At 61.0% G+C, this 10,962-nt stretch carries 10 protein-coding genes and 1 other annotated feature; of the genes, 5 read left to right on the forward strand and 5 right to left on the reverse strand.

All coding sequences use genetic code 11. The features are described from left to right. Window positions 1–41: 41 nt before the first annotated feature. The 5 genes from I5P96_RS12255 to I5P96_RS12275 form a co-directional block, all read right to left on the reverse strand. A complete protein-coding gene (locus tag I5P96_RS12255; RefSeq protein ID WP_223382367.1) occupies window positions 42–1,307 on the reverse strand; it encodes a folylpolyglutamate synthase in 1,266 nt (421 codons plus the stop codon). A gap of 4 nt (window positions 1,308–1,311) precedes the next feature. Further along, on the reverse strand, window positions 1,312–1,821 hold the full coding sequence (locus I5P96_RS12260) for a VanZ family protein (protein ID WP_207685939.1): 510 nt from the start codon (window positions 1,819–1,821) through the stop codon (window positions 1,312–1,314). Window positions 1,822–1,826: 5 nt separating this feature from the next. Beyond that, on the reverse strand, window positions 1,827–4,532 hold the full coding sequence (locus I5P96_RS12265; RefSeq protein WP_207685940.1) for a valine--tRNA ligase: 2,706 nt from the start codon (window positions 4,530–4,532) through the stop codon (window positions 1,827–1,829). 59 nt (window positions 4,533–4,591) lie between these two features. Next, window positions 4,592–4,826, reverse strand: a binding site (T-box leader). 44 nt (window positions 4,827–4,870) lie between these two features. Further along, the gene (locus tag I5P96_RS12270; RefSeq protein ID WP_223382368.1) at window positions 4,871–5,851 is read right to left on the reverse strand and encodes a glycosyltransferase family 2 protein; all 981 of its coding nucleotides are present in this window, start codon (window positions 5,849–5,851) and stop codon (window positions 4,871–4,873) included. 43 nt (window positions 5,852–5,894) lie between these two features. After that, the gene (locus I5P96_RS12275) at window positions 5,895–7,685 is read right to left on the reverse strand and encodes a bifunctional homocysteine S-methyltransferase/methylenetetrahydrofolate reductase (protein WP_223382369.1); all 1,791 of its coding nucleotides are present in this window, start codon (window positions 7,683–7,685) and stop codon (window positions 5,895–5,897) included. A 79-nt stretch (window positions 7,686–7,764) separates the two neighbouring features. On the opposite strand from I5P96_RS12275, the gene I5P96_RS12280 reads away from it, so the two are divergent. The 5 genes from I5P96_RS12280 (at window position 7,765) to acpP (ending at window position 10,953) form a co-directional block, all read left to right on the forward strand. Continuing rightward, window positions 7,765–8,031 (forward strand): type II toxin-antitoxin system prevent-host-death family antitoxin, encoded by a 267-nt coding sequence (locus tag I5P96_RS12280; RefSeq protein WP_097791698.1) that lies wholly within the window; start codon window positions 7,765–7,767, stop codon window positions 8,029–8,031. Then, window positions 8,028–8,360 carry a type II toxin-antitoxin system RelE/ParE family toxin gene (locus I5P96_RS12285; RefSeq protein WP_223382370.1) on the forward strand — a complete coding sequence of 111 codons (333 nt, stop codon included), beginning with the start codon at window positions 8,028–8,030 and terminating at the stop codon, window positions 8,358–8,360. The genes I5P96_RS12280 and I5P96_RS12285 overlap by 4 nt, the downstream gene beginning before the upstream one ends. A gap of 164 nt (window positions 8,361–8,524) precedes the next feature. Then, window positions 8,525–9,127, forward strand: coding sequence for a GNAT family N-acetyltransferase (locus I5P96_RS12290; RefSeq protein WP_223382371.1), 603 nt, complete (start codon window positions 8,525–8,527; stop codon window positions 9,125–9,127). A 72-nt stretch (window positions 9,128–9,199) separates the two neighbouring features. Beyond that, window positions 9,200–10,465 (forward strand): GTPase HflX, encoded by a 1,266-nt coding sequence (gene hflX / locus I5P96_RS12295; protein WP_118552520.1) that lies wholly within the window; start codon window positions 9,200–9,202, stop codon window positions 10,463–10,465. A 260-nt stretch (window positions 10,466–10,725) separates the two neighbouring features. Then, window positions 10,726–10,953 (forward strand): acyl carrier protein, encoded by a 228-nt coding sequence (gene acpP, locus I5P96_RS12300; RefSeq protein WP_097791694.1) that lies wholly within the window; start codon window positions 10,726–10,728, stop codon window positions 10,951–10,953. The last annotated feature ends 9 nt before the right edge of the window (window positions 10,954–10,962 follow it).

Here is a 10,962-nt window from a genome sequence, read left to right on the forward strand (position 1 = left end):
TGTACAGGCTCTTCGGGGTAGATTTTAGAAAACGGTGTCGCTCAGCGGGCTTCCAGCTTCTGTTCGGCTTCCAGCGCGATGGCTTCGCTGCCGCAGATCAGAAGACCGCGGCGGCTGTTGGCTCTGGCCAGACCGATGGCTTCGTCCAGGCTCGTGCAGCGCTCAGCGTCGAAGTGATACCGGGCCTTTTCCAGCAGGCGCTCGGTCAGAGCATCGTCGATGCCCTGCGGCGTGACGAGGAACACCTTATCAAAGGGGCTGTCGCTCATGCCGGGCATGGACTGTTTGTCCTTCTTCTGCTCATCCGGGGTCAGGCCGGTCTCCAGCGCGGTGAAGAACGCCTCGGCGCCTTCTTCCTCGGTCAGGCCGATGACGGCGCTCAGATGGCGCACCTTGGCCATATTGAGGACGCGGAGCAGGGCCATGGCCTGCTGCGGGGTGCGGCAGGCGTCCAGAATGATGAGCGGGCGCTGCGACAGCACCCGGATGCTGCTGCGGTTCTCGACGGCAGCAAGGCCTTCGAGGATCGCTTCGTCCGGGATGTCGAGGCCCTTTTTGCAGAGGGCCAGCGCCGTCTCAACTGCAATGGCCGCGCTGCCCGCCGCATGACGGCCCAGAAAGGCCAGCGGCACGGTGTAGCCGCCGTAATCCACCCTGCTTGTGAATTTCTCGGCTTCGAGGAAGGTGATGTCGTCCGGGTCCGGTACGACCAGTTCACAGTCCTCGCGGCCAGCCGCCACGATAAGCTCGCTCAACGCGGCCTTGGGCTGCTCCGGTGCGGTGACGCAGATGGCACCTTCCCGCATGACGCCTGCAGCCAGAGCCGCCGAACGCTCCACCGAACGGCTCACGCCGTCCGGGCCGATGGAGGTCACCACGCAGACCGGCATATGGGAGAGCGCTTCGGCCAGACCGGCATCCGGCAGCTCCACCACCGCCAGCCTGCAGCCCGCAGCCCCAAAGCAGGCGGCTGCTGCGGCCAGCTCTGCTGCTGCGCGGGGCAGCGGCCTTGCACGGCTCAGCGTTTCCGCTGCGGCGCAGAGCAGGGCATCTGCCACCGGCTCGCCGTTGATGCAGACCCGCTGTTCCAGCGGCTCACAGCCTGCACGGTACAGACCGGTGACGAAACCGGCGGCCTGAAGCACGGCTGCCGTCAGGGCGGCGGCAGCGGTCTTGCCCGCCGTGCCGGCCACCCCCACATAGGCCACCTGCTGCGCCGCTGCGGGCAGCGCCGCGCGCAGTTCTTCCGCCGGGGCGAACCCCTCCGGCAGAGCAGCAAAATATTGATTTGCCTGTTCGATGGTCATTGCGTCAATCCTCGTTTCGATGTTTATAGAGCAGGATGCACATCCGGATGAGCCCCAGCAGGATCAGCCCCACGATGAGGCCGGTCATCACGCCGGAAAAATCGATCCAGACGTCTGTTACCTGACTGCTGCGCCCCGGCACGAACAGCTGGATGGTCTCATCGGTCAGCGCCGTGAGCAGGCCGCCCAGGATGGGCCACGAGACATGCTTGAGCACATGTTTGGTGTAGACCCGCAGGCAGAGCATGAACAGGAAGCCCTCCAGCAGATATTCCGAGAAGTGCGCCAGCTTGCGGATGATGTGCATCGTGAGATGGTTTGCCGCGCCGGGCATGCCCAGCTTGCGCAGGACTTTCTGCATGAAGTCCAGCACCCGTCCGCTGGCTCCCTCGGAGACAGCTGCCACCTGCATCGAGTTCGAGAAGATGAAGACGATGCAGCCGATGAGCGCAAAGGTAAAGATGACCCGCCAGGCGATGAGCCAGGGCGAGGTGCGATTTGATGTTTCTGCCATTGTATTTAACCCAGCGCCTGGATGCTCTGTTCGATGTTGGCCAGCTTATCCTGGCTCTTTGCGTGCTTTGCACGGATATCCTCGACCAGAGCCGCCGGGGCGCGCTCCACGAACTTGGGGTTGTTGAGCTGGTTTTCGAACATGGCCAGTTCCTTTTCGGCCTTGGCCTTTTCCTTGTTCAGGCGGGCCAGCTCCTTCTCGCGGTCGATCAGCTCCATCATGGGGATAAAGCCGCGGGCCGCGTGGGTGGAGACCTGCACCATGCCGTCGGTGCTGCCCTCGTACTTGGCGGTGAAGGTCACCTCGGTGGCAAAAGCGAACTTTGCCAGATAGACCTGTGCGTTCTGGAACGGGGTCGCATCGGCGGTCTCGATGATCATGCTGGTCTTCTTGGCGGGGTGGACGTTCATCTCGGTGCGCATGGTACGCACCGCCTTGATGTAGTCCATGACCTTCTCAAAAGCTTCCTCTTCCTCCGGCCAGTTGTGGGCCTCGTCCACGGTCGGCCAGGCCTGGGTCATAATGGTCTCGGCAGAGCCGGGAAGCGCCTGATACAGCTCCTCGGTGACGAAGGGCATGAAGGGATGCAGCAGTTTGAGGGCCTTGTCCAGCACATACACCAGCACACGGCGGGCGGTGTCAGCCTGCTCGGCATCGCCGGAGTTCAGGCGGGGCTTTGCGATCTCAATGAACCAGTCGCAATAGACATCCCAGATGAAGCTGTTGATCTTGGCAGCGGCCAGACCCATCTCGTAGTGGTCGAGGTTGTCGGTCATGGCACCGGCCACCTGGTTCAGTTTGGTCAGGACCCACTTGTCGCTCATGTCCAGCCGGTCGTCGGCGGGCAGGCCCGGCTCAAAGTCTTCGGGCAGGTTCATCAGCACAAAGCGGGTGGCGTTCCACAGCTTGTTTGCAAAGTTGCGGGCAGCCTCCACCTTCTTCTCGCTGTAACGCATATCGTTGCCGGGGGTGGAGCCGTCCAGCAGCATGAAGCGCAGGGCGTCCGCGCCGTACTTGGCGATGACCTCCAGCGGGTCGATGCCGTTGCCCAGGCTCTTGGACATCTTGCGGCCCTGGCTGTCGCGGACGATGCCGTGGATGCAGACAGTGTCGAACGGTGCCTTGCCGGTATAGGCCAGACCGGAGAAGATCATGCGGCTGACCCAGAATCCGATGATGTCGTAGCCGGTGACGAGGGTGTTGGTGGGGTAAAAATACTTCAGGTCGGCGCTGTCCTCATCGGGCCAGCCCAGTGTGCTGAAGGGCCACAGCGCAGAGGAGAACCAGGTATCCAGAGTATCCGGGTCCTGGGTGAACTTGCTGCCGCCGCACTTGGGGCAGGTGCAGGGGGCGTCCTTGGCGACCACAGTCTCGCCGCAGTCATCGCAGTAATACGCCGGGATCTGGTGGCCCCACCACAGCTGGCGGCTGATGCACCAGTCACGGGTGCCCTTCATCCAGTTCATATAGTTCTTGGTGAAGCGCTCCGGCACGAACTTGATCTCGCCCTTTTCCACGCTTTCGATGGCGGGCTTTGCCAGCGGCTCCATCTTGACGAACCACTGCTTGGAGACCATCGGCTCGATGGTGGAGTGGCAGCGGTAGCAGGTGCCGACCTCGTGCTTCAGAGGCTCGATCTCCTTCAGGAAGCCGCCCTCCTTCAGGTCGGCCAGAATGGCCTTGCGGGCTTCGAGGGTGGTCATACCGGCATACTTGCCGCAGTCCAGCACTTCCGGCTCGTTCACGGTGTTCTTGCCTGCGGCGAAGATGGCATCGGCCGCCGCCTTGTCGGCAGCGCCGGTCATGCGGCCGTCGTAGGTGAAGACGCGGACGATGGGCAGGTCGTGGCGGAGGCCGACCTCAAAGTCGTTGGGGTCGTGGGCCGGGGTGATCTTGACGACACCGGTGCCCTTGGTCATGTCGGCGTGTTCGTCGCAGACGATGGGGATCTCCTTGTTCAGCAGCGGCAGGATGACATGGCAGCCGTGCAGGTGCGCATAGCGGGGGTCCTCACCGTTGATGGCAACGGCGGTATCGCCCAGCATGGTCTCCGGGCGGGTGGTGGCCAGCTCCAGCATCTCGCCGGTCTCCTTGACCGGGTAGAGCAGGTGCCAGAAGCTGCCGTCCTTCTCCTCATACTCGACCTCAGCGTCCGAGATGGAGGTGTTGCAGTGCGGGCACCAGTTGACCATGCGGTTGCCGCGGTAGATCAGCTGCTTGTCGTACAGGCGGACGAACACTTCCTTGACGGCATCCGAGCAGCCCTCATCCATGGTGAAGCGTTCCCGCTGCCAGTCGCAGCTGGTGCCGAGCTTCTTCAGCTGGCTGACGATGCGGTTGCCGTACTTGGTCTTCCAATCCCAGGCGCGCTCCAGAAAGCCGTCGCGGCCGACCATCTCCTTGGTCAGACCCTCGGCGCGCATGGCCTCCACGACCTTGGCCTCGGTGGCGATGGACGCATGGTCGGTGCCGGGCACCCACAGGGCAGCGTAGCCCTGCATCCGCTTGGTGCGGATGAGGACATCCTGCATGGTGTTATCCAGTGCATGGCCCATGTGCAGCTGGCCGGTCACGTTCGGCGGCGGCATCACGATGGTGTAGGGTTTCTTATCGGGGTCTGCTTCCGTGTGGAAGTAGCCGCCGTCCAGCCAGAACTGGTAGATGCGGTCTTCCACCTGGCTGGGGTCGTACTGTTTTGCGAGTTCTTTCATAGGGGTTCCTCCCAAACTGTTGATGACGTGGGACGAAAAAAGCCGCCCCACGGAACGTTCCATGGGACGGCTGTAAATCAATTACACCGCGGTACCACCCAAATTGCACAAAAAGCGCCTTGCATTTTTGTGCCCCTTGATGCCCCGATAACGTGGGACAGGCCCGGAGGCGACTACTGATTTCCCCGCCTCTGCTCAAAAGCGACAGCGCATCTCCGCACACTTACCGGCTTTCACCTGCCCCGGCTCTCTGGAAAGCTGCCTGCGATGCACACTCTTTTTCATTGCATTTATACAAAGAATATAGCCGTTTTTGGGCGTTTTGTCAATCTCTTTTTTCAGAAACCGATCTTGTTCATCCAGCTTTTGGTCAGCAGCGCCGCGCGGTACAGCGTTGGAGAACAGAGGAACAGCCGGAACTTGATCCGGTCGGCCCGCGAGCCGCTCCCGCTTTTCAGCAGGGTCTTTGCCAGCGCGTTCATCCGGCCGCGCATCTCTGCGCACCACCGCCGCTGCGCCGGCTGCAGGTCCTTCCGCCTGTGGGCCTGCGCAAACACCAGCATCGACGTCTTGGCTGCTTCTATGGCAAGCCTGGTGAGCTGCTGCTCCTGCTCGAAACAGGCCCGCTGGAAAATGCCTTCTGCCAGATCCATCGTTTTCTGGGGCGAATCGGTATGGATGATGCTGCCGCCCCGCTGCACATAAAAATACAGCGGCTTTGCTGCAATCGTGATCCGTTCACACTGCCAGTAGAACTGATGCGCCGTGTATTCATCCTCGTGAATCTTCCCCACCGGAAAGCGCACCATTTCAAAGAGCTCCCGCCGGTACAGCCGGTTCCATGCCACTTTGAAGTGGCCCCGGTTCATCTGTTCCAGCGCCCCCACACGGTCGAGCACCTTGTCTTCCTCCAGACGATACGACGACGGAAGCGGTTCTCCGGCTTCCGTCACCAGCAGGTAATCGCAGACCGCGATCTGTGCCCCGTCCCGCCGAGCGTAGGTGAGCAGTGTCTCGTACATCTCCGGGGCGATGCTGTCATCGCTGTCCACAAAACCGATCCATTCCCCGCGCGCAGCCTCCACCCCGGTGTTCCGCGCAGCGGAAAGTTCGGCGTTCTTCTGGTGGATGACCCGGATGCGCGGGTCGCGCGCTGCTGCTTCCTCGCACAGCGCCGGGCAGTTGTCCGGGGAGCCGTCGTCTATGAGAAGGAGTTCAAAGTCCCGGAAAGTCTGCGCCAGAATGGAATCCACACATTTTTCGAGGTAGGCTTCCGTTTTATAGACCGGGACAATGATGCTGATGGTCGGTTCTGCCATAGATTGTCGCTCCTTTCATCGAATCGTTTTGCTGTTTCCCTCTTCAGGACTCCTGCAGCACCTCAGTGCGGAGCCGGGCGATGAGCCGTTCCATCAGGGCGACCCGGTTGAAGGGAGTCATTAGATAGAAGCCGTCGGCATAGGGCAGGGCCTCCCGCACCATCTTCAGCGAGATGGAAAGGCCCAGCTCCTCGCCCTGGGCGCGGTCCAGCCCGGCAAACTGCCGGATGATGTCCTCCTCCACATGGATGCCGTTGATCTCGTTCTCCATGAAGATGGCGTTCCGCTGGCTGACCACCGGCATGATGCCCGCCAGGATCCTGGCCCGGCTGCCCAGCACCTCCCGCGCATGGCGGAGGTTCTCCACCGCCTGCCCGGACAGCACCGGCTGGGTCAGGAAGCCGGACATGCCGTGTTCCAGCTTCTCACCCGCCCGGCGCAGTTCCACTTCAAAGTTGCGGGCATTCAGGTTCAGCGCACCAAAGACGGTCATCGCCGACGGCATCTCGCGGCCCTCGCCTGCCAGCGAGACGATGTACTGCGCCAGCTTGCGGGAGTTGAACTGATAGACGTTCTTCACCTCGTCCCGCTCTGCCGTGGGGATGGGGTCGCCGGTGATGGCCAGCACCTCCCGCACTCCCTCGGCATACAGCCCCAGCAGCAGCGCCTTGGTGGCGTTCAGGTTGCGGTCCCGGCAGGTCATGTGGGGCAGGGTGCACATCCCCAGCTCCCGGTGCACCCGGCAGGCCACCAGTGAGGAATCCATCCGGGCCTGCGCGATGGGGCAGTCCGCAATGGTCAGCAGGTCTGCGCCCGCCGCCTGCAGCTTCCGTGCCCCCTCCAGATAAGCCGTCAGGTCTGCATTGCGGGGGGAGTCCAGCTCAATGGCAATGACCTTTTCGCCCGCATTCAGCTTGCGCAGGAAGGCGTCCTCGTTTTCCACCGGTTTTGCCTCCGGTGTGGAAAATTCTTTCGTCCGCGCCGGAGCCGCCGTTTCGGGCAGGGCGTCCAGCGCAGCCCGCAGGGCCGCGATGTGGGCCGGTGTCGTGCCGCAGCAGCCGCCCAGAATGCGGACCACGCCGTCTGCCGCCAGCCCGCTCAGTTCCTGCGCAAAATATTCCGGCTTGCCCTGATACCGCACCTGCGTCCGGGTCACGACCGGGTAGCCCGCATTCGGCATCACCGACAGCGGCAGTGCACTGCTCAGGCTCCGGGCCAGCGTGCGCATCGCGCCGGGGGCCGACACACAGTTCAGGCCCACCGCATCCACGCAGCCGCTCTCGCTCATCCGGCGGACAAGGTCTTTGCAATACAGACCTTCGCGGGTGTAGCCGTCCGGCAGCACCGCAAACGAGACGAGCACAAAGGCGTCCGGCTCCGCGGCCTTGAGTGTGCGCACAGCCTCCAGAATGCCTGCATCCGAGCTCAGCGTCTCGAACAGGAAGTTCTTTGCCCCCAGCTTCCGGAACTGCTCAGCCACCGCCGTGTAGACCTGCGCCGCCGGGAGCGCTTCGGTCTCCGGAGCCGGGCCAAGGTCTGCAAACACGAAGGCACCGGTCGGCACCGCTGCCGCCTCAGCCAGCTTCCAGCCCGCTTCGGCCAGCGCTTCCCAGCCCGGCATATGCGCCGCCGCCATCCGGGGCAGGCCGAAGGTATTGGTCTTGATGGCATTTGCCCCGGCTTCCAGATATTCCCGGTGGACTGCCTGCACCCCGGCCGGGTCAGTCTGGTTCGCCCGCTCGCACTCAATGCCCGGTGCCGCTTTATAATAGGTACCCATACCGCCATCGAACAGCAGCGGCCTGCGGGATAAGAATTCTCGAATATCGTTCATATAAAAGCCCCTTTTTCCTATTTCGCTTGCTTTTGTACAAAAATTCGGATATAATTTTGTTATAAGGGAGGTGTATTCTATGCCCAAGATCCGTTCCAGCGCAGACCTGCGCAACAACTACAACGATATTTCCACGTTCTGCCACACCTATGCCGAACCCGTGTTCATCACGAAAAACGGCAAGGGAGATCTGGCCGTGATGAGCATCGAGACCTACGAAGAGATGGTCGGCCGTTTTGAATTATACGGCAAACTTCAGGAAGGCCTTGACGATGTCGCCGCCGGGCGGACGCGCCCACTGGAAGATGTTATTTCCGATCTGCGCAGCCGGAGGAATTTCCGATGAATTATTTCGTCCATGTAACCGACAAGGCCGACCAGGACTTGGGAGAATCATTCGACTATATTGACCTTACTCTGAAAAATCCATTGGCTGCCGATGTTCTTGTCGATACCGCCGAAAAGAAGCTGGCACAGCTTTCCACTTTTCCCAAACGCTATCCCGTTGTCCGTGACCCATTTCTGGCCAGCCTTGGCATCCGGTTTGTGCCTGTGCAAAGCTACCTGGCCTTTTATCAGGTCGATGAAGCTGCACAGACCGTCCATATCCTTCGGTTCCTTTACGGCAAAAGCAGTTGGGAATCCATCCTGAAGACCGATCTTGCACCTCATTGAACCCTCTCCCCGATCCTTCGGGGATTTTTTCGTTCTCTCTTCAGTTTAATGAAGTTTTCGCCCTTGTCAAGCATTTTTTCGGCGCATGGGACGGTTTTTGCTTGCACCGGGGGCAATTTTGTGCTATCCTATGCGTAACTTTTATGGATGGGAGTGGAAGAACCATGCGCCATGCAGGCACACAGGAGATCGAAACGGAGCGGCTGATCTTGCGCCGCCTGACCCCGGAAGATGCCGGAATGATGTACACGAACTGGGCCAACGACCCGCAGGTGACCAAATACCTGCGGTGGGAGCCGCACAAAAACGCCGAAGAGACCCGCGAACTGCTGACCGCATGGGCACTGCTCTACCCGAATGGAGATTACTACGAGTGGGGCATCGTGGAAAAGGCCACCGGGCAGGTGTTTGGGTCCATCGGTATTTTCACATCCAGTTCCGCCGAACCGGAGCGCGACCCCTGGCCCGGTTTCGACCACACGAACGGCGTGTGGGAAGTGGGCTACTGCATCGGCAGAGCGTGGTGGAACAACGGGTTTACCACCGAAGCCCTCCGCGCAGTTGTAGAATACTGGTTCAAAAGTACAGACAGTAACTGGCTGGCCTGCGCACACGCATTCGAGAACCCCGCCAGCGGCAGGGTCATGACCAGGGCAGGCTTCGTCTACGACCATGATTCGGCATACCACAAATTCGACGGCACCCCGGTCCCCTGCAAGTGCTATGCTTTGACAAGAGAACATTACAACACCCTTGCCTGCCGGTAAGGGCAGCATTTTCTGCCCGTTTTTCGCAACATTTTGTTGAGTGAACGAGCAATTCAACAGAGAGGAACTATTTTGAGCGAACTTTACGATATTTTAGTCGAAACACCCCCGGCAAAGGTCATCCTTCTGGCACTGGACCAGGGCCTGTGGGACTGCGAGCGCAGCCTTGCCGAGTTGTCGGCCCTGTGCGAAGCCAACCACATGGAGGCCGTGGCCGAGGTGACCCAGAAGCGCCAGACCCCGGAGACCGGCATCGTGCTGGGCAGCGGCAAGCTGGAAGAAGCCCATCTCGCCGCCGAGGAGCTGGGCGCTGTGTGCGCCGTCTTTGACGGCGAGCTGACCGGCAGCCAGATCCGCAACATCTCCACCGCGCTGGGCGGGCTGGAAGTCATCGACCGCACCATGCTGATTTTGGAGATCTTCCGCAGCCGCGCCGTGACCAACGAAGGCAAACTGCAGACTGAACTGGCCCTGCTGCGCTACCGTCTGCCCCGCCTGCAGGGCATGGGCGAGAGCCTGAGCCGCCAGGGCGGCGGCGGTGGCGGCGGCGGTGGTGCCCGCCGCGGTGCCGGTGAGACCAAGCTGGAGCTGGACCGCCGCCACGTCCACGCCCGCATCGACGCATTGGCTGAGAAGCTGGCCGAGATGGAGAAGCGCCGGGGCGAGAGCCGGAAGGCCCGCGCCAAGACCGGGATGCCGGTGGTCAGTCTGGTGGGCTACACCAACGTGGGCAAATCCAGCCTGATGAACGCCCTGTGCGGCCCCAGCGTCGCCGAGGCCGACATGCTGTTCGCTACACTGGACCCCACCAGCCGGAAACTGGTGCTCCCCAGCGGCATGGCGGTACTGCTGGTGGATACGGTCGGCTTCGTCTCCCGCCTGCCCCACAACCTGGTCGAGGCGTTCAAATCCACGCTGGAAGAAGCCGCCTGGTCGGACGTCATCGTCCGGGTGGCCGATGCAGGCGACGAACAGCGCGAAGAGCAGCTGGCCGTCACCGACGAAGTTCTGGACGGGCTGGACTGCGCCGATATCCCCCGCCTGACCGTCTACAACAAGTGCGACAAGCCCGGTGCCCTGTCCTTTGACCCGGATATCCTGCTGACCAGCGCCAAGACCGGCTACGGTCTGGACAAACTGCTGCAAAAGCTGGACGAGACCCTCAGCGACCGGGTCCACACCCTCAAGGTCCTGCTCCCCTACGACAAGCTCGGCCTCGCCGCCCCCATGCGGGAGCGCGGCAGCGTGCAGGTGGAGGAGTACCGGGAAGACGGCCTTTATCTGGAAGGCATCGTCAAGACGGAAGACCTCCACTGCTTCGAAGGGTATCTCGTCTGACGAACGGCGCTGTAGAAAGTAAAATAGGTACGGTCTGCCGGACCGTGCCAGCCGCAAAGCGCGGAGTTTTTGGCCATTCGGCCAAAAACTCCGCGCTTTTTTCGTGCAATTGGAGGAGCCAAAGTGTGTCAGAATTGTAAAAGATAAAATATTTTAACTATTTTTCTTGACTTATCCAACGATTTGGGTATAATGGTCGTGTTCGCAAGAAAACTCAAATTATTTAGATAATCATTGAAACAATAAAGGAGAAACCTACCATGACGTTTGAAGAGATGAAGAAGATCGTTGTTGACACCCTGAACTGCGATGCCGACAAGGTGACTATGGAAGCCAGCCTGACCGAGGACCTCGAAGCCGACAGCCTGGACGCTGTGGAGCTGAACATGGCGCTGGAGGATGCCTGCGGCGTCTCCATCCCGGACGAGGAACTGGCAAAGCTCAAGACCGTGGGCGACATCTACAACTACATCACCGCACACGTCTGAGGCTGAACG

The sequence above is a fragment of the Faecalibacterium prausnitzii genome, assembly GCF_019967995.1.
In the GTDB taxonomy this organism is placed as follows: Bacteria; Bacillota; Clostridia; order Oscillospirales; family Ruminococcaceae; genus Faecalibacterium; species Faecalibacterium prausnitzii_E.

Bases quoted from the DNA above. Each gene is read 5' to 3' on its own strand.
- I5P96_RS12255 (WP_223382367.1), bottom strand. From the start codon at position 1,307: ATGACCATCGAACAGGCAAATCAATATTTTGCTGCTCTGCCGGAGGGG.
- I5P96_RS12260 (WP_207685939.1), bottom strand. From the start codon at position 1,821: ATGGCAGAAACATCAAATCGCACCTCGCCCTGGCTCATCGCCTGGCGG.
- I5P96_RS12265 (WP_207685940.1), bottom strand. From the start codon at position 4,532: ATGAAAGAACTCGCAAAACAGTACGACCCCAGCCAGGTGGAAGACCGC.
- I5P96_RS12270 (WP_223382368.1), bottom strand. From the start codon at position 5,851: ATGGCAGAACCGACCATCAGCATCATTGTCCCGGTCTATAAAACGGAA.
- I5P96_RS12275 (WP_223382369.1), bottom strand. From the start codon at position 7,685: ATGAACGATATTCGAGAATTCTTATCCCGCAGGCCGCTGCTGTTCGAT.
- I5P96_RS12280 (WP_097791698.1), top strand. From the start codon at position 7,765: ATGCCCAAGATCCGTTCCAGCGCAGACCTGCGCAACAACTACAACGAT.
- I5P96_RS12285 (WP_223382370.1), top strand. From the start codon at position 8,028: ATGAATTATTTCGTCCATGTAACCGACAAGGCCGACCAGGACTTGGGA.
- I5P96_RS12290 (WP_223382371.1), top strand. From the start codon at position 8,525: ATGCGCCATGCAGGCACACAGGAGATCGAAACGGAGCGGCTGATCTTG.
- acpP (WP_097791694.1), top strand. From the start codon at position 10,726: ATGACGTTTGAAGAGATGAAGAAGATCGTTGTTGACACCCTGAACTGC.